We start from the raw sequence: 17,904 nt of genomic DNA, 5'->3' as shown, positions 1-17,904 counted from the left end.
TATGAACTTCGACTACGACCTGATCGTCATTGGGGCCGGCTCGGGCGGGGTACGAGCTGCGCGCATGGCCGCTACCTACGGCGCAAAGGTCGCCATTGTCGAAGAATTCCGCGTCGGCGGCACCTGCGTCATCCGCGGCTGTGTCCCCAAGAAGCTCTATGTCTATGCGTCCCGCTTCAAGGATCAGTTCGACATTGCCGAAAGCTTTGGCTGGCATGTGGACGCCAGTTTCGATTGGCCGACCCTGGTTGCCGCCAAGGAAAAGGAAATCACCCGGCTTGAGCACGCCTATGCCAGCAATCTCGAAAAGCCAGGCGTAGAGATCATCCGTGACCGGGCTGTAGTCACCGGACCGAACGGCATTCGCCTGGTGCGAGATGGTCGCGAACTGAGCGCCAAATATCTGCTGGTGGCTACTGGCGCGCATCCCTTTGTGCCCGACATTCCCGGCGCCGAACTCGGCATCACCTCCAACGAAGCGTTCGATCTGCCGGCCCTGCCTCATTCGATCCTGATCGAGGGCGGCGGCTATATTGCTGTTGAGTTTGCGACCATTTTCGCTGGCCTTGGCGTCAACACCACGCTGATTTATCGCGGCGACTGCATCCTGCGCAGCTTCGACGACGACATGCGTCGAGGCCTTGAAGCGGGCCTCATCGATCGCGGCATCCGCATCATCTATCAGACGACCATCAAGTCGCTCGCACAGACCGGCGCCGATGTCACAGCTACCTTCAGTGATGGCGTTTCGGCGCCCTATGGCGCCGTCATGTTTGCCACCGGTCGCCGTCCCAATATCACTGGACTGGGCCTCGAAACCGCCGGCGTCGCCCTTACCGACGGCGGCTCCGTGGCTGTCGATGAATATTCCCAGACGTCGGTGCCTTCCATCTATGCGGTGGGCGACGTCACCGGCCGCGCCCAGCTGACCCCCGTGGCCATCCGCGAAGGCTGGTATTTTGCCGAAACGGTGTTCAACAACAATCCACTCAAGGTGGACCACTCGGTCATTCCCACGGCGGTCTTTGCCGAGCCCGAAATCGGCACTGTGGGACTGACCGAAGTCGAAGCGGCCACCCACGGCGACATCGACGTCTATGTCTCCCGCTTCCGCCCCATGCAGAACACGCTGTCCAATCGCACCGAGCGGATGATCCTCAAGCTGATCACCGACAAGGATGAAGGCAAGGTTCTGGGCGTTCATATTCTTGGGCCTGGCGCTGCCGAAATGATTCAGCTCGTCGGCATTGCCGTCGCCATGGGCGCCACCAAGGCCGATTTCGACCGCACCATTGCGCTGCACCCATCGGCCGCCGAGGAACTGGTAACCTTCAAGGCCCCGACTTATGTCTACCGCGAAGGCAAGCGGGTTTGAGCCTTTCTCCTTGGCACGGGCGCTCTGGCTTGGTAGATCGCCCGCACCCTTCCTGCATGGCCTGAGCGAGACAGACGATGACCACCTGGACCCCCGATAGCTGGCGCGCAAAGCCCATTTCCCAGGTGCCGGCTTACCCCGATCCTCTGGCCTTGGCCGAAGCCGAGCGCCAGCTCGCGACATTCCCGCCGCTGGTCTTCGCAGGCGAAGCCCGCGACCTAAAGACCCGTCTGGCGGCCGTGGCGCGTGGCGAAGCCTTCCTGCTGCAGGGTGGCGACTGCGCCGAAAGCTTTGCCGAGCACGGCGCCGACCACATTCGCGACTTCTTCCGCGTATTCCTGCAGATGGCGGTTGTGTTGACCCACGGCGCTTCCAAGCCCGTGGTCAAGGTCGGCCGCGTCGCAGGCCAGTTCGCCAAGCCACGCTCTGCCGATACAGAGACCATCGATGGCGTCGAGCTGCCCTCCTATCGCGGCGATATCATCAACGATATCAGCTTCACCGAAAAGTCGCGCGTTCCCGATCCCGACCGCATGCTCCAGGCCTATCGCCAGTCGGCCGCCACCCTCAATCTGCTGCGCGCCTTCTCCATGGGCGGCTATGCCGAGCTGACCCGCATCCACGAGTGGACCGTGGGTTTCATGAAGGGCTCCAACTGGTACCCGCGCTACGAGGAAGTCGCTCGCAAGATCGACGATGCTATCACCTTCATGGGTGCGCTGGGTCTGACGCCGGAAAATACTCCGGCTCTCCGGCAGACCAGCTTCTTCACCAGCCACGAAGCTTTGCTTCTCGGCTACGAGGAGGCGCTGACACGCCGCGACTCCATCTCCAATGACTGGTACGCCACTTCGGGCCACATGCTCTGGATTGGCGACCGCACCCGCCAGCCCGACGCAGCTCACGTCGAATATTTCGCCGGCATCAAGAACCCCATCGGGGTCAAATGCGGCCCCTCGCTCAGCAGCGACGACCTGCTGCGTCTGCTCGACCGTCTGAACCCGACCGACGAGGCCGGTCGCATTACGCTGATCAGCCGCTACGGCTCCGACAAGATTGCCGATCACCTGCCACGTCACATCGAGACCGTGCAGGAGGCCGGTCGCACCGTCGTCTGGTGTTCCGATCCAATGCACGGCAACACCGTCAAGGCCTCCACCGGCTTCAAGACCCGTCCATTCGAGCGGGTCCTATCCGAAGTGAAGTCCTTCTTCGAAATCCACCGCGACATGGGCACCTATGCCGGCGGCGTGCATATCGAGATGACCGGAGACGACGTCACAGAATGCGTTGGTGGCGTTTCGGCGGTGACCGAAGCAACCCTTTCGGACCGTTACAACACCTATTGCGACCCCCGCCTCAATGCCAGTCAGGCCCTTGAGCTGGCCTTCCTCGTTGCAGAGGAAGTGCATGCGCAAAAGCCGCCGCGCCGGCAGCTGGCCGCAGGCGAATAAACCTGCCGGTCTGCAATCCAGCGTCCCGTCTCTGCCGCTTGCCCTCATGGGGGTGAGCGGCTAAGTCTGGCGCCGCATCCGGCGCATTGTCGGGTGGCCATGTTCCTCGCACCAGGCCAGGCATAAATTGACCGACCAGCTCCGCATCGCGCTCGCCCAGCTCAATCCCAAAGTCGGCGATCTGCCGGGAAACCTTGCGCTGGCCCGCAAGGCGCTGGACGATGCAAAATCGGCCAAGGCCGATATCCTGATGCTCTCCGAGCTGTTCCTGACCGGCTATTTCCCCGACGACCTGCTGTTCAAGCCGCAATTCGTCAAGGATGCTATCGCGGCGGCCCGGGCGCTGGTGGCCGATACGGCTGGCACGGATGTCGTGCTCATCCTGCCCACCATTTGGATCGACGTCACCGGCATGCACAATGCCGTCCTCGTAGCCGAGCACGGAGAAATCACCGCCATCCGCTACAAGCGTGAGCTGCCCAATAGCGACGTCTTCTACGAAAAGCGCTATTTCGAAGCTGGCCCCTTGCCCTTGCCGGTAACCATCAAGGGCGTGTCGGTGGGTATCCCGATCTGCGAGGATGTCTGGCACACCGCTGTCTGCGAGCACCTCGCAATGCGCGGCGCCGAAATCATGCTCTGTCCCAATGGCTCTCCGTATTGGACCAATAAGCAACATATCCGCAAGGATCTGGTGCGCGCCCGCGTCGCCGAAGATGGCGTGCCCATGCTCTATCTCAACCAGGTCGGCGGGCAGGACGAACTGGTGTTCGATGGCGCCTCCTTTGCCATGCAACCGGGCGACAAGCTGGTGATGCAGGGCAAATCCTTCGAACCCGATTTCATCGTCACTGACTGGACCCGCACCGACGCCGGCTGGACCTGTGACAATGGCCGGATTGAAGAGCTGACCTCAGTCGAGGAAGCTCCCTGGCGCGCCTGCGTGCTCGGCCTGCGAGACTATGTGCTCAAGAATGGCTTTTCCCATGTGGTGCTGGGTCTTTCGGGCGGCATCGACAGCGCCGTGGTTGCGGCCATGGCCGCCGACGCCTTCGGGCCGGAAAAGGTCCACGCTATCATGCTGCCCTATCGCTACACCTCCGAGGCGAGCATCCGCGACGCCCGAGAGTGTGCGGACCGGCTCGGCGTGCGCTACGACGTCGTCGCCATTGGCGATCCGGTTGACGGCGCCCTCAATCAGTTGCAGCCGATCTTCGGCAACCGGCCCATCGACACCGCCGAGGAAAACATTCAGTCGCGCATGCGTGGCACCATCCTCATGGCTGTGTCCAACAAGCTGGGGTCCATGCTGTTGACCACTGGCAACAAGAGCGAAATGGGCGTCGGCTACGCCACCATCTATGGCGACATGAACGGCGGCTATAATCCGCTCAAGGACATGTTCAAGATGGACGTCTATGCCCTGGCGGCCTGGCGCAACCAGAATATGCCGGGCGATTGCCTTGGCCGGGCAGGGGAGGTCATCCCCCAGGCCATCATCGACAAGGCCCCGAGCGCAGAACTCCGGCCTGACCAGACCGATCAGGACAGCCTTCCACCCTATCCGGTGCTGGACGATATCCTCACCTGCATCGTCGAGGACGAAATGGCCCTGGCCGACATCGTCGCGCGCGGTCACGATGCGGCGCTGGTCAAGCGCATCGAACGCCTGCTCAACATTGCCGAATACAAGCGCCGCCAGTCGGCGCCCGGTCCCAAGATCACCCCTCGCGCCTTCGGTCAGGGTCGCAAATATCCCATCACCAATGGCTACAGGGACGGAACCGTCGGATGAGCGTCACCGTTCGCTGGGCGCCGTCCCCTACCGGCAAAATTCACTTGGGCAACGCCCGTCCGGCACTGCTCAACTGGTTCTTCGCCCGTCGCCACGGTGGTCGCTATGTGCTACGCATGGACGACACCGATCTGGCACGATCCAGTCGCGAATTTGCCGATGGCATCGAGGCGGATCTGCAGTGGCTGGGCGTCGAGCCGGACCTGCTGGTGCGCCAGTCCGACCGCAATGCCCTTTACGATGCCGCCCGCGATCAGCTCATTGCCGCCGGCCGCCTCTATCCCTGCTACGAGACCGAGGAAGAGCTTGATCGCAAGCGGGCCCGCGCCCGTCTCCTTGGCAAGCCGCCGATCTATGATCGCGCTGCGCTCGAGCTCACCGCCGAAGACCGCGCCCGGCTCGAAGCCGAGGGCCGGACGCCGCATTGGCGCTTCCGTCTCGATGGCCGCCCGGTCCATTTCGACGACCTCATCAAGGGTCCGCAGACGGTCAATACGGCGTCGATGTCCGACCCGGTGCTGATCCGCGGCGATGGCACCTATCTCTATACGCTGCCCTCGGTGGTCGATGATATCGACCTGGGCATCAGCCATGTCATTCGCGGCGAGGACCACGTGTCCAACACCGGCACGCAGATCGAGATCTTCGAGGCGCTGGGCGGCAACGTGCCGGTCTTCGGGCACCACAATCTCCTTACCGACGCTTTGGGCCAGGGCTTTTCCAAACGTCTGGGCAGTCAGTCGATCAGCGATTTCCGCGCCGAAGGCTACGAGCCGCTGGCCATTGCCATCGTCGCGACGCTGACCGGCACCAGCCTGGCCATCGAGCCCTATGAAAGCCTCGACGCCATCGCTGAAAAGCTCGATTTCTCCATGGTTTCGCATGGCTCGGCGCGCTTCGATCCGGCCGAGCTCGACACGCTCAATGCCCGCCTCCTGCACACCATGCCCTATGACGTCGCCGCGCCGCGATTGTCGGCACGTGGTCTCGAAGGCGAGGCCATGTGGTTGCTCCTGCGCGAAAATCTTGCGAAATTCCCCGAAATCGCCGAATGGGCCAAGCTGGTCACAGGTCCTGTCGAGCCCGTCGTAGCCGATGAGGACCGCGACTTCCTGGCGCTTGCCAAGGCCCTGCTGCCGCCCGAACCCTGGGACGAGACCACCTGGGGCCATTGGACCAATGCGCTAAAGACCTCGACCGGTCGCAAGGGCAAGGCCCTGTTTTTGCCGCTGCGCATGGCACTGACCGGCCGCCATGACGGGCCGGAACTTAAGTCCCTGCTCGTCCTGCTTGGGCGTAAGGTGTGTCTGGACCGACTACCCTGACGGTTTTTTCCCCGAACTGGACGATCCGCAGCTCAGGCTCTGCCTGAGCGGTCGGCTGCCGCGCCACCTCGCCCGGGCCTGCCGGTCGCGGACGGGGCAGGGGAACGTCCACCAGTGCCACGCTTGCAACAGGCTCCACCGAAGCCGTCTGCACCGGTACAACGCCGCGCGGGTCGCGGACGGGCAAGGGAATGCGCTCACCATTGATGTTGAGCATCGCGCGTCCGCTGCCGTCGGCCGCGCTGGTAATCGTCACCGAACCGTCGGCAACGGGCGTGGCCTTGCAGCTGGCCGATTTGTCGAACGCATTGCGATAAGCAAAGGCATTGGGCAGGCTGGTATAAGACACCCCGTTCATATTGCGCATTTGCTCCGGCTCTTCGCCTGGGTTGGCGTAATAGTAGAGCTCCACCGCTGTATTGGGGCACATCTGCTGGCAGGTCATGGCGTCATTGCCGATATAATCGGGCAGCGTGGCGTAGCTGATAGGCCAGAAATAGCCGTCGCTCAGGCGGACGCAGACGGTGCGCACCGTATTGTACCCCTGATAGCCCCAATAATCCCCGCCATCGACGAAATCACCATTGGTGAAGTCATCCTCGGAGGTGGTGCCGAAGATCCGGTCGAACACATTCTGCCGGTCCTGGGTGAACGTCGCGCTCGACCCTGAATTACAGCCAAAACGCGCCATCTCCTGCAAGATTGCCTCGCGTTGCTGGCCCACGGCATTGGCCGTTTCCACCGACTGGCTCACCTGCGCATATTGGTCACGCAGAGCGAGCACGTCGCGGGCAATCAGCTGGCAGGCACGCGTCAACTGTCGACCGGCCCGCGCATCGTCATTGCACCCGTCGCGAATATAGCGGCTTTCGGCCTGCTGAACCTGGCGTTGCAATTGCCGGGCCGCGTTGGAATTGCTGCCCATCTGGCGAAATTCGCTATTGCGGTCGAACTGGGCGAGGGCGCCTTGCAATTGGGCGCACTGTGCTGCCTGCGCATGGGCGGCCTCGACGTCCAGCGCCAGTACGATTGTCGCCAGGACAAGCAAGACAAGGGGCCGAAACCCGGTCGAAGTGAAATTCACGCCATATTCCCGTTTTAGGGCCGCAACCGCTTGAGCCCTCTGGCCCTTAGGATATCACTAAGGTCCGTGGCAACATTATAGCGGTCGCTGCGGTCGGGCGGTAGCGCGTCCGGGCAACACCCGCCAAGGAGACCTCCACATGAAACTCGCCACGCTGCGCAATGATCGCCCCGATGGTCAGCTTGTGGTCGTCTCCACGGACCTGGCACGCTATGTCTCCGCCGGTCGAATTGCCCCAACGCTGCAGGCTGCGCTGGATGACTGGGACCGCACCGTTCCGGCCCTTTCCGAGCTTTCCCGCCAGCTCGATGCCAGTGAAATCACCGGCCAGCCTTTCGACCCCGCCACAGCCGAAGCGCCGCTGCCGCGCGCTTTTCAGTGGATCGATGGCTCAGCCTATATGAGCCATCTCGAACGTGTCCGCTCCCTCAAGGGCAGCCGTGACCATGAGCTGCAATCCATCCGACCGCTGCTCTACCAGGGCGGCTCTGATTCGCTGTCGGCCGCCCACGCGCCCATCATCATCCCAAGCGACGATCTTGCGCTCGACTTTGAAGCTGAAGTCGGCGTCATTCTCGGGCCGGTGCCCATGGGCGCCACCCGTAGCGAAGCGGCCGCGGCCATCCGGCTGGTCACCGTGCTCAACGACGTGTCTCTGCGCAAGCTGGTGGCCGACGACCTGCAGAACGGCTTCGGTTTCTTCCATTCCAAGCCCTCCACCAGCTTCGCGCCGGTGGTCATCACGCCTCAAAGCCTGGGCGCGGCATGGGCCGACAATCGCTTGCATCTGCCCATCCGCATCGAGGTCAATGGCACACTTTACGGCCAGCCCAATGCCGGCATTGGCATGCACTTCGACTTTGCCGATCTCATCGTCGAGGCTGCCCGCACCCGCAAGCTTGCTGCGGGCACCATCATCGGCGGCGGCACCGTGTCCAATCCACACGACCAGACCCTGCCGCTCAAACCCGACGGCATCGGCTTTGCCTGCATCGCCGAAGCCCGCACGGCTGAAAAGGCCAAATATGGCCGCGCCCGCACGCCATTCCTCAAGCCCGGCGACAAGGTCCGCATCGGCGCCGTTGCCGCCTCCGGCCAGTCGCTTTTCGGGACGATTGATCAGCCTGTCACGCTCCTGGCTCACGGATAGATAACTTTCACGTGTGCCCGTTGGGCTTGTCACAAACCCATGTAACTGTTGCCCAGTGGGACGAGGGGCCCGCTCCGGTACACATCAATCCTCGAGGGACTTACTTGATGCATTTCCGAATGGCCTCAGTGCTTTCCATTGCCATTGTTCTGGCGGCTGGTGCCGCTGCCGTCTTCGCGCAGGACGCATTTGTTCCGCCCGCCACGCCCGAAGAGGCTGTCTCCACGCGTCAGGCGCTGATGCGCGAGGATGGCGGCATTTTGCGCAGTCTGGGTAATTTGTCCGGTGCTGAAGCCGTCGCCGCCATGACCACCATTCGCGACAATTACAGCCATATCCCGGCACTGTTCCCTGAAGGCTCGATTGTCGGTGATACCGATGCGCTTCCCGCCATCTGGGAAAACTGGGAAGCCTTCACCGCCATCGTCGACACCGGTGTCGCCGCTGCCGAGGCCGGCATTGCGGCTGCCCAGGCTGGAGACGCAGCCGGCTACACTGGCGCCGTGCAGACCCTCATGGGCACCTGTGGCCAGTGCCACCAGCAGTTCCGCTCCTAGAGCAAAGTTTCCATCGCCTCCAAAGCGATTGGGCGGCCTTCGGGCCGCCCTCTTTTTGTTCCGAACGTTTTCGGACTTGATTTCCTTGGGCTGCGCGGCCAATCTCCGCGCCATGAAGACCACATGCACCATTACCTGCTGCATTATTACCTGCTAACCCAAGCGTTGGCGGAGCGGTCTTCTTCATCCTGAATTCTTGCAATGGATAGAGGCTCCCGCCAGAGCAATCGATATTGTCTGGCCCACAGGACCTTCCATGACCACGGCAAAGCCGCAGCTTTCTCTCTACAACACGCTCACTCGCTCCAAAGTGCTCTTCGTGCCCGAGGATGCGAACAATGTGCGGCTCTACGCCTGCGGCCCGACGGTCTATGACTTCGCCCATATCGGCAATGGTCGCGCCGCAATCGTGTTCGATCTGCTGTTCCGCGTGCTGCGCCACACCTACGGCGCCGATCACGTTACCTATGTCCGCAACATCACTGACGTCGACGACAAGATCAACGCCCGCGCCCTGCGCGACCACCCCGATCTGCCGCTCAACGCGGCCATCCGCAAGGTCACCGAAACCACCGCCGCGCAATACCAGAAGGACACTGCCGCGCTGGGGTGCCTGGAGCCGACCATCCAGCCAAGAGCAACCGAAAACATCGACGAGATGCAGAAGCTGATCGGCTCATTGCTCCAGCGCGGCCATGCCTACGAAGCCGGCGGCGAAGTGCTATTTGCCGTGGATTCCATGCCCGACTATGGCCAGCTATCGGGGCGCAATCTCGAAGACAACCTCGCCGGCGCCCGCGTCGCCGTGGAAACCCACAAGCGCAATCCCGCCGATTTCGTCCTCTGGAAACTTTCCAGCGCTGAAGAACCCGGCTGGGACAGTCCCTGGGGCCGCGGCCGCCCCGGCTGGCATATCGAATGCTCGGCCATGTCCGAACGCTATCTGGGAGAAACCTTCGACATCCACGGCGGCGGCCTCGACCTGATCTTTCCGCACCACGAAAACGAAATCGCCCAATCCCGCTGCGCCCACGGCTCCCACGCCATGGCCAACGTCTGGATGCACAACGGCTTCCTTCAGGTTGAAGGCCAGAAGATGAGCAAGTCCCTGGGCAACTTCTTCACCATTCACGACCTCCTCGAAACCGAGGCCTTTGGCGGGAGAAAGTGGCCGGGCGAAGTCCTCCGGCTGGCCATGCTGATGACGCACTACCGTGAGCCGATTGATTTCTCGCAGCGGCGGCTGGAAGAGGCAGTGAACCTCCTCGAAAAGTGGGAACGGGCTGCCGCAGATGCTGAACCGGCAACCGAAGTCTCACCTGATCTTGTCGAGCGCCTGGCCGACGATCTCGACACGTCTGGCGCCATTGCCCGTATCCACGCCCTGATCATGGACGAAGGCCGCGCCGCCGATGGCCTCGCACTCGCCGGACTGATGGGCATAACCGTCAAGCGTGACGTGCAGGTCGATGGCGCCGTCGCCACCCAGGTTTCTGCCCGATTAGCCGCCCTCAACGCCAAGGACTTCGCCGAAGCCGACCGCATCCGTAACGACCTCGCCGCCCAAGGCATCGCCCTTATGGACTATAAAGACGAGACGGGCGCCCGCCAGACCAAGTGGGAGGTCAAGCGGTGACCCTCCTGCCACGACCTGTCACGCACCCCGGCGCAAATCGCCGCTCCTCAAACCGGAGCAGCAATCATGCTTGATCACGTTGGAATTCTCGTCGCGGACTGGACCAGGGCGCGTGCCTTTTACGATGCCGCCTTCGCCCCCCTCGGCATCACCATGCTCAACCAAGTGCCGGTTGAATATACCGGCGGCGTCAGGGTCGGCGGCTATGGCGCCACCTCGCCCGATTTCTGGCTGACCGAAGCGGCCCAAACCGGCCCCGGCCGCCACTACGCCTTTGCGGCAAAGTCGCGCGCCGAAGTCGATGCTTTCCATGCAGCCGCCATGGCCGCTGGCGGCCAGGACAATGGCGCGCCGGGCCTGCGCGAACACTATCATCCCACCTATTACGGTGCCTTTGTCATCGATCCCGATGGCAACAACATAGAAGCTGTGTGTCATGCCCCAGGGTGAAGCCCATACCGGTGGCTGCCAGTGTGGCGCGGTGCGATTCCGCGTCACCCGGCTCGGCCGCCCCTCTATCTGCCATTGCCGCATGTGCCAGAAGGCCTTTGGCGGCTTTTTCGGGCCACTGGTCACCGCGCATAATGCCACCTGGACCCGCGGCGAGCCCAAGTGGTTCCAGTCGTCCAATGCCGCGCGCCGTGCGTTCTGTGGCGATTGCGGCACTCCACTGGCCTATGAAACCCGCTTCGGGCTCGAACTGGCCATCGGCGCCTTCGACGATCCGACGGTCGCCGCGCCGCAAATCCAGGTCAACCTGGCCGATAGGCAGCCCTTCTTCCATGGACTGACGAGCCTGCCGGAACGCCACGATGTCAGCGACGAGTGGCGCGACTTCATGGCTGGCATTCATTCCAACCAGCACCCCGATCACGATACCAACGACTGGCCACCCCGGGAGGACACCTGATGGATCGCTACAAGGCCGAGGTCAGCGGCGGCTGCCAATGCGGCGCCGTGCGCTATCACGCCACTGAAATGATGGACAATTCCCACATCTGCCACTGCCGCATGTGCCAGAAAGCGGTGGGCAATATCTTTGCCGCGCTGGTGGCCGCCCCGCGCGAGGCAATCACCTGGACCCGCGGCACGCCTGCCCGGTTCCGCAGCTCCGAACATGTCGACCGCGGCTTCTGCGCTCAATGCGGCACCCCCCTGTTCTACGAGGATGTCACCGGCAATCGCGTCAATTTCACCATTGGCTCACTCGACCACCCGGAACTGTTCCCGCCCCATGCCAATACCGGCAATGAAGGCCGCGTGCCCTGGTTCGATACCTTGCCCACCATCGAACATGGTGGTGCCACCGAGGACGACCGCGAGGAATGGGCCAGCGCAATTCTGGCCACCAATCACCAGCATCCCGACCACGACACGGCCACCTGGCCACCCAAATCGTCCGACTGAGTTTCGAGTAAGGCCCTACCATGTCCCGTGAACGTCTCTATCTCTTCGACACCACCCTGCGCGATGGCGCGCAGACTGCCGGCATCGAGTTCTCGCTCGAGGACAAGATCGCCATTGCCGGCATGCTCGAAGAGATTGGCGTCGACTATGTCGAGGGCGGCTATCCCGGCGCCAATCCGGTCGATACTGCCTTCTTCGACAAGCCGCGGACCAGGAAGTCCATTTTCACCGCCTTTGGCATGACCAAGCGGGCAGGGCGGTCTGCCGCCAATGATCCGGGCGTGCAGGGCATCATCAATTCGGCAGCCAGCGCCACCTGCTTTGTGGCCAAGGCCTGGGATTATCAGGTCGAGCTGGCGCTGGGCTCCACCACCGACGAACACCTTGAAGGCCTTGCCGATACCGTTCGCGCCGCGGTTGCCGCCGGCAAGGAAGCGCTGATCGACCTCGAGCATTTCTTCGATGGCTATAAGGCCAACCGCACTTATGCGCTGGCCTGTGTCCATACCGCGCTCGAGGCCGGCGCCCGCTGGGTGGTCCTCTGCGATACCAATGGCGGCACCATGCCATCCGAGATCAGGGATATCATCAAGGATGTGATGACCATCGCCCCCGGCGACCGGCTCGGCATCCACCCGCATGACGATACCGGTCAGGCCGTGGCCAATGCCCTGGCGGCCCTCGAAACCGGGGTTCGGCAGATCCAGGGCACACTCAATGGCCTGGGCGAGCGCTGCGGCAATGCCAATCTGGTGACGCTAATCCCCACGCTGGTGCTCAAGCCCTATTATGCCGAGCGCTTCGAAACGGGCATCACCCCCGAACACCTCGCGCGCCTCACCCACATTTCGCGCGCCTTCGATGATCGCCTCAACCGGGCCCCCGCGCGGCAGGCGCCCTATGTCGGCGCTTCGGCCTTTGCCACCAAGGCCGGCATCCACGCCTCGGCGCTGCTCAAGGATTTTTCCACCTACGAGCACGTGCCGCCCGAAAGCGTCGGCAATGAGCGCGCCATCATGGTCAGCCAGCAGGCCGGCAAATCCAACCTGCTGACGGCCTTGGCGCGCCACAATATCGAACTCGAAAAGGACGACCCGCGTCTCGAAAAGCTGCTCGCTACCGTCAAGGACCGCGAATCCCGCGGCTATTCCTATGATGGTGCTGACGCCTCCTTTGCGGTCTTGGCCCGCCGCGTGCTCGGCACGCTGCCCGACTTTTTCGACGTCGAACACTACCGCACCATGGTCGAGCGCCGACACAATGCCATGGGCGACGAGATCACTGTCACCGAGGCCGTGGTCAAGATCCGCGTCGATGGCGAGCTGCTGATGTCCGTGGCCGAGGGCAATGGCCCGGTCAACGCGTTGGATCAGGCTCTGCGCAAGGACCTGGGCAAGTATTCGTCCCGAATCGAAGATCTGGAATTGGCTGACTTCAAGGTGCGTATCCTCGACGGCGGCACGGGCGCGGTCACCCGTGTACTGGTCGAAAGCCGCGACGGCAGCGGCGAACGCTGGGTAACCATCGGCGTTTCGCCCAATATCATTGATGCCTCGTTTGAAGCTCTGTATGAATCAATCACATACAAGCTGTTGAAGACTGAAGCGGCGCAGGATTCGGCATAGGGGGCAAAAGGGGCGTGATCGGAAAACTTGCTATCTGTTTTCCGCAATGATCAATCTCCTTTTCAAGACATGGCCCGGCGAGATGATCGCCGGCTGAACGAATTTCCCGGGAGGGCAAACTGGCCGAAACTGCTCCGAAACGACCTTTGGCTCTGACTATCGGAGCTGCGGCAGTCACTCTTCTCGTCATACTCGGCGTGCTGTCCGGCCCGTCCATAGTATCGTGTTTCAATAGTGCCGATGGCATGGGGCAGTGCCTGCGCGGCAAGATGACCGAAGTCGGTCTCATTCCGGCCGCGCCTGCGCCAGCGGTCGCTGAGGTTGAGACCCCTACTGACGGCTCCGCCGCTTCGGTTGAAGTGGCCATTCCGCCCGAACCCGCGCTGGATGTGACCCCGCCGGCTGACGCTGCGGCCAATGTCGATCAGCTGGTGGCGGCCACCTTTGGCCTGCTACGCGCCGAGCCCGACGGGTCGGTGGTTATTGCCGGTAGCGGTGCTCCTGGCAGCAAGGTCCAGGTTTTCGCCAATGGCGAATTGCTCGGCACCGTTGAGGTTGAGGCGAGCGGCGACTGGGTGTTCGTGCCTGATGCGCCCTTGCCCGTGGGTGGCCTCGAAATCACCTTGGGTGAAGAAGGCAAGCCCGGCACCGCCGAAGATTCCTTCATCGTTGTCATCAATGAGGACAAGACCTCCCAGCCGCTTGTTGTTGCCAGCAAGCCGGGCGAGGCCAGTGAAGTGCTCCAGGGACTGACCGCCCCCACCCAGATTGCCGCCGCGCCCGAACCGGCCACGCCGGTCGAGCCTGCCACCGAACCCGCAACGCCGGCCGTCGCGCCGGAAACTGCCGTGGCTGAAGCCGAAGCCGAGCCCGTTGCCGAACCTTCGGCCATGATGGCGGCCACTGAGCCGGCAGCGCCAGCGCCGCAACCTGCGGAAGAGACTGCAACCGAGACGGCAGACGAACCCGCCACGGAGGTCGCAGACCTGCCCGAGCCGACCACGCCACCTGCGCCGGCAGCCGATGCGCCAGCAACGGCGCCCGCTCAGGCAACAACGCCTGACACACCGCCTGTGGCAGAACAGCCGGCTGAACCAGTGACCACGACGCCGGATGAGCCCGCCGCCCCGGATGCCGCTGCTGCACCAGCTACCCCAGAGCCTGCGCCGACACCCGATTCGCCCCCCGCTCAGCTTGCCGATGTGGCGCCCACCATTGACGCCATCGAAATTGAAACGGACCGCACCTTCTTTGCTGGTGCAGGCCCGGATGGTGGCATCATTCGTCTCTATGTCGAGGATGCCTTCGTCGCCGACGCGACCATTGAGGGCGGCCGTTGGCTAGTCGAGGCCGGCCCCGTACTCGATAAGCCAAGCCAGCGCGTCCGTGTCGATTTGTTGCAACCCAATTCGGCCGATGTGGTCGCCCGCGCTGAGGTGGACTTCGTCGTCGATGTTCCCTCAGTCGAAGAGCCGGTGGTCGTTGCAGACGTGCCGGCGCCCGTCGAGACGGCGCCAGAGGCTCCCGCAGCGGTCACCGAACCTGAGGCGACTTCAGCGCCTGCAGCGCCCGAGGCAACGCCAGCACCGGCTGAGCCACAAACCGCTGTTGAACCCGCTATCGCTCCGGTCACGCCCCCGGCAGAACCCGTTGTCGCTGCGACAACAGAGCCGGCCGCTGCTGCTGCACCAGCGGCAGAGCCTGCGCCAGTTGCCCAGCCTGCCGAAGAACCCGCTATGGCGGTTGCCGAAGCAGCGCCTGCGGATGAACCCGCTCCCGCGCCTGCTGCCGAACCGGTTGCGACGTCCACGCCGGAACCGGTTACGGCACCGGCGGCCGAACCGGCGGCAGTTGCCGAAGTGGCCCCGACGCCGGACGCCGCGCCAAGTCAACCGGCCGTGCCCACCATGGTCGCGGTCTCGCTCGGTGATCCCGAGGCCCAGCGGTTCGTTTCCGGCAAGGCCATCATTCGCCGTGGCGACAATCTTTGGACCATTGCCCGCCGGGTTTATGGCGAAGGGTTGAAGTATACGACGATCTACGAAGCCAATACCGGCCAGATCCGCAACCCGGATCGCATCTACCCGGGCCAGGTCTTCGATCTGCCTGAAGGCGTGCTGGCACAGTAATCCACGAAAAAACGGCGCCTTCGGGCGCCGTTTCTGTGTGCCTATTGATTTTCCTTGCGAGAAACCCCATCTTCCATCGCAATCCACCGATCAATCGGAATTGCGCATGCCGGTTCGCACCGGCGTGCTGACGAGCAAACGAGTGTTGCCCATGCATGACGATGACATTGCCAATATCATGCGGGCCCTCGGCCATCCCGTTCGCCTCGAGATTCTGCGCATTCTGGCTACGCAGCAGCAAGGCCAGTGTTGCTGCGCCGATGTCACAGACAGCCTCACCCTGGCCCAATCCACCGTCAGCCAGCACATCAAGGTGCTGCATGACGCAGGCCTGATCGAACGCAAGCCGCATGGCACGCGCAATCGCTATTGCATCCGCCATGATCGGCTTGCCGAATTGAATCTGGCCTTTGGCGGCCTCCTCACGGGGCTGGCGCCTGTCGCCGCCAACACGGAAACGGAACTGGCCTGATGGCTGACAACAGCACTGAAAAGAAGCCCTCCGTTAGCGCGGAGGAAGGATCGGTATTCTCTACCATCCGAAATCTCTGGTCCTATATGTGGCCGGAAAACCGGCCTGACTTGAAGCTGCGAGTGGTCCTGGCGCTGTCGGCGCTACTGGCCAGCAAGGTCGCCACCACCTTCATTCCTTTCGCCTATAAGGGCATTATCGACAGCCTTGACGGCACCACGCCGGATTCCACGCTGATCCTGGGACTCGCCGTCCCGCTGGTTCTGGTCATTGCCTATGTGCTGGGCAACATCATCGACGCCGGCTTCCAGCAATTGCGCGACGTCCTGTTCGCCAGCGTCGGCCAGCACGCCGTGCGCAAGCTCGCGCTCCAGACTTTCCACCACATGCACCGCCTGTCGCTGCGCTTCCATCTGCAGCGGCGCACTGGCGGCCTGTCCCGCGTCATCGAGCGTGGCACCAAGGGCATCGAAACCATTGTGCGTTTCGCCATGCTCAACATCGTGCCCACCATCGTCGAATTCATCGTCGTGGCGGTCATCTTCGTCTGGCTGTTCGGGGTAAGCTATCTCGGCGTTCTGGTGGTGATGATCTGGGCCTACCTCTACTTCACAATCAAGGCCTCCAATTGGCGCATCGCCATCCGTCGCGACATGAACGACAGCGACACCGACGCCAATGGCAAGGCCATCGACAGCCTGCTCAATTTCGAGACGGTCAAATACTTCGCCAACGAGCAGATGGAAGCCCAGCGCTTCGACAAGGCCATGGCGGGCTATGAGCGGTCGGCCATCCGCATCTGGACCTCGCTCGGCTTCCTCAATTTCGGCCAGGCGGTCATTTTCTATGGCGGCTTCCTGATCATTTCGATCATGGCCATCATCGGCGTCATGAACCGCACGCTGACGCTGGGCGATTTCGTTCTGCTCAACACTTTCCTGATGCAGATCTACCGCCCGCTCAACTTCATCGGCTTCGTCTATCGCGAACTGCGCCAGGGTCTCACCGACATCGAGGAAATGTTCAAGCTCCTCGACCAGGACCCCGAAATCACCGACCGGCCCGAGGCAGCGCCCTTGGCTGTCACCGGTCCCGTGGTGCGTTTTGAGGATGTGAGCTTCCACTACGATGCAGATCGCCCGATCCTCAAAGGCGTCAGCTTCGAAGTCCCGGCCGGCAAGACCGTTGCCATTGTTGGCCCGACCGGCGCCGGCAAATCGACCATCTCGCGGCTGCTGTTCCGCTTCTATGATGTCACTGGCGGCCGCATCACCATCGATGGGCAAGACCTGCGCGACGTCACCCAGGAAAGCCTGCGCTCGGCCATCGGCATGGTGCCGCAGGACACTGTGCTGTTCAACGACACCATCGGATACAACATCGAGTATGGCCGCCCCGGCGCGTCTCAGGACGATGTACGCGAGGCCGCTGGGATGGCGCAGGTCGGTGCCTTCATCGACACCCTGCCCAAGGGCTATCAAACCCCGGTCGGCGAACGCGGCCTCAAACTCTCCGGCGGCGAGAAACAACGCGTCGCTATCGCCCGGACCATCCTCAAGGCTCCCTCGATCCTCATCCTCGACGAGGCCACTTCGGCCCTCGATACCAAGACCGAGCGCGACATCCAGGCGGCGCTCGACGAGGTTTCGCGCAATCGCACCACTGTCGTCATCGCCCACCGCCTGTCCACGGTCGTCAATGCCGACGAAATCCTGGTGCTGCGCGAAGGCCGGATTGCCGAGCGCGGCAATCACCAGGCCTTGCTTAAGCAGGATGGCCTCTACGCCCAGATGTGGAACCGTCAGCGCGAGGCCAGCGAGGCCGCCGAACTGCTGGCACGCACGCAGGAAGACCCGGACGGCTTCGTCAAGCGCGGCATGCCAGCGGCCGAATAG

General features: G+C 62.8%; 15 protein-coding genes. 14 read left to right on the top strand and 1 reads right to left on the bottom strand.

Annotated elements, in window-relative coordinates; genetic code table 11:
* Position 1: 1 nt before the first annotated feature.
* From gor to gltX, 4 genes are all read left to right on the top strand, one after another.
* The gene (gene gor, locus NIM87_RS11860) at positions 2–1,375 is read left to right on the top strand and encodes a glutathione-disulfide reductase (RefSeq protein WP_254674899.1); all 1,374 of its coding nucleotides are present in this window, start codon (positions 2–4) and stop codon (positions 1,373–1,375) included.
* 77 nt (positions 1,376–1,452) lie between these two features.
* Positions 1,453–2,829 (top strand): class II 3-deoxy-7-phosphoheptulonate synthase, encoded by a 1,377-nt coding sequence (locus tag NIM87_RS11855; protein ID WP_254674898.1) that lies wholly within the window; start codon positions 1,453–1,455, stop codon positions 2,827–2,829.
* A gap of 127 nt (positions 2,830–2,956) precedes the next feature.
* Positions 2,957–4,624 (top strand): NAD+ synthase, encoded by a 1,668-nt coding sequence (locus NIM87_RS11850; RefSeq protein ID WP_254674897.1) that lies wholly within the window; start codon positions 2,957–2,959, stop codon positions 4,622–4,624.
* Positions 4,621–5,949, top strand: a complete 1,329-nt coding sequence (gene gltX / locus NIM87_RS11845) for a glutamate--tRNA ligase (protein ID WP_254674896.1) — start codon at positions 4,621–4,623, stop codon at positions 5,947–5,949. Before NIM87_RS11850 ends, gltX begins: the two co-directional genes overlap by 4 nt.
* Here the strand turns inward: gltX and NIM87_RS11840 are convergent.
* Positions 5,894–7,033, bottom strand: a complete 1,140-nt coding sequence (locus NIM87_RS11840) for a DUF2865 domain-containing protein (protein ID WP_254674895.1) — start codon at positions 7,031–7,033, stop codon at positions 5,894–5,896. The genes gltX and NIM87_RS11840 overlap by 56 nt on opposite strands.
* Positions 7,034–7,172: 139 nt before the next feature.
* Between NIM87_RS11840 and NIM87_RS11835 the strand changes: the two genes are divergently transcribed.
* The 10 genes from NIM87_RS11835 to NIM87_RS11790 all read left to right on the top strand — a co-directional run bounded on the left by NIM87_RS11835 (position 7,173) and on the right by NIM87_RS11790 (position 17,904).
* The gene (locus NIM87_RS11835) at positions 7,173–8,183 is read left to right on the top strand and encodes a fumarylacetoacetate hydrolase family protein (RefSeq protein ID WP_254674894.1); all 1,011 of its coding nucleotides are present in this window, start codon (positions 7,173–7,175) and stop codon (positions 8,181–8,183) included.
* 119 nt (positions 8,184–8,302) lie between these two features.
* Positions 8,303–8,740 carry a c-type cytochrome gene (locus tag NIM87_RS11830; RefSeq protein WP_254674893.1) on the top strand — a complete coding sequence of 146 codons (438 nt, stop codon included), beginning with the start codon at positions 8,303–8,305 and terminating at the stop codon, positions 8,738–8,740.
* A gap of 256 nt (positions 8,741–8,996) precedes the next feature.
* Entirely contained in the window at positions 8,997–10,376 is a 1,380-nt protein-coding gene (cysS, locus tag NIM87_RS11825) for a cysteine--tRNA ligase (protein ID WP_254674892.1), read from the top strand.
* Positions 10,377–10,442: 66 nt separating this feature from the next.
* On the top strand, positions 10,443–10,826 hold the full coding sequence (locus tag NIM87_RS11820) for a VOC family protein (protein ID WP_254674891.1): 384 nt from the start codon (positions 10,443–10,445) through the stop codon (positions 10,824–10,826).
* Positions 10,813–11,286, top strand: a complete 474-nt coding sequence (locus tag NIM87_RS11815; protein WP_254674890.1) for a GFA family protein — start codon at positions 10,813–10,815, stop codon at positions 11,284–11,286. Before NIM87_RS11820 ends, NIM87_RS11815 begins: the two co-directional genes overlap by 14 nt.
* Positions 11,286–11,783: a GFA family protein gene (locus tag NIM87_RS11810; protein WP_254674889.1), complete on the top strand. Its 498-nt coding sequence runs from the start codon at positions 11,286–11,288 to the stop codon at positions 11,781–11,783. Before NIM87_RS11815 ends, NIM87_RS11810 begins: the two co-directional genes overlap by 1 nt.
* A 20-nt stretch (positions 11,784–11,803) precedes the next feature.
* Positions 11,804–13,408 carry a citramalate synthase gene (gene cimA / locus NIM87_RS11805; protein ID WP_254674888.1) on the top strand — a complete coding sequence of 535 codons (1,605 nt, stop codon included), beginning with the start codon at positions 11,804–11,806 and terminating at the stop codon, positions 13,406–13,408.
* 146 nt (positions 13,409–13,554) lie between these two features.
* Positions 13,555–15,537, top strand: coding sequence for a LysM peptidoglycan-binding domain-containing protein (locus NIM87_RS11800; RefSeq protein WP_254674887.1), 1,983 nt, complete (start codon positions 13,555–13,557; stop codon positions 15,535–15,537).
* Between the two features lie 106 nt (positions 15,538–15,643).
* Positions 15,644–16,009, top strand: a complete 366-nt coding sequence (locus NIM87_RS11795; RefSeq protein WP_254674886.1) for an ArsR/SmtB family transcription factor — start codon at positions 15,644–15,646, stop codon at positions 16,007–16,009.
* A complete protein-coding gene (locus NIM87_RS11790) occupies positions 16,009–17,904 on the top strand; it encodes an ABCB family ABC transporter ATP-binding protein/permease (protein WP_254674885.1) in 1,896 nt (631 codons plus the stop codon). The genes NIM87_RS11795 and NIM87_RS11790 overlap by 1 nt, the downstream gene beginning before the upstream one ends.

This window comes from Devosia ureilytica, assembly GCF_024273195.1.
In the GTDB taxonomy this organism is placed as follows: Bacteria; Pseudomonadota; Alphaproteobacteria; order Rhizobiales; family Devosiaceae; genus Devosia; species Devosia ureilytica.
The sequence above is the reverse complement of the archived record's forward strand: the minus strand, read 5'-3'. Positions and strand labels throughout refer to the sequence as shown.

What these genes read in the sequence shown, in the direction of transcription:
- gor (WP_254674899.1), top strand. Translation starts at nt 2, where the DNA reads ATGAACTTCGACTACGACCTGATCGTCATTGGGGCCGGCTCGGGCGGG.
- NIM87_RS11855 (WP_254674898.1), top strand. Translation starts at nt 1,453, where the DNA reads ATGACCACCTGGACCCCCGATAGCTGGCGCGCAAAGCCCATTTCCCAG.
- gltX (WP_254674896.1), top strand. Translation starts at nt 4,621, where the DNA reads ATGAGCGTCACCGTTCGCTGGGCGCCGTCCCCTACCGGCAAAATTCAC.
- NIM87_RS11835 (WP_254674894.1), top strand. Translation starts at nt 7,173, where the DNA reads ATGAAACTCGCCACGCTGCGCAATGATCGCCCCGATGGTCAGCTTGTG.
- NIM87_RS11830 (WP_254674893.1), top strand. Translation starts at nt 8,303, where the DNA reads ATGGCCTCAGTGCTTTCCATTGCCATTGTTCTGGCGGCTGGTGCCGCT.
- cysS (WP_254674892.1), top strand. Translation starts at nt 8,997, where the DNA reads ATGACCACGGCAAAGCCGCAGCTTTCTCTCTACAACACGCTCACTCGC.
- NIM87_RS11820 (WP_254674891.1), top strand. Translation starts at nt 10,443, where the DNA reads ATGCTTGATCACGTTGGAATTCTCGTCGCGGACTGGACCAGGGCGCGT.
- NIM87_RS11815 (WP_254674890.1), top strand. Translation starts at nt 10,813, where the DNA reads ATGCCCCAGGGTGAAGCCCATACCGGTGGCTGCCAGTGTGGCGCGGTG.
- NIM87_RS11810 (WP_254674889.1), top strand. Translation starts at nt 11,286, where the DNA reads ATGGATCGCTACAAGGCCGAGGTCAGCGGCGGCTGCCAATGCGGCGCC.
- cimA (WP_254674888.1), top strand. Translation starts at nt 11,804, where the DNA reads ATGTCCCGTGAACGTCTCTATCTCTTCGACACCACCCTGCGCGATGGC.
- NIM87_RS11795 (WP_254674886.1), top strand. Translation starts at nt 15,644, where the DNA reads ATGCCGGTTCGCACCGGCGTGCTGACGAGCAAACGAGTGTTGCCCATG.
- NIM87_RS11790 (WP_254674885.1), top strand. Translation starts at nt 16,009, where the DNA reads ATGGCTGACAACAGCACTGAAAAGAAGCCCTCCGTTAGCGCGGAGGAA.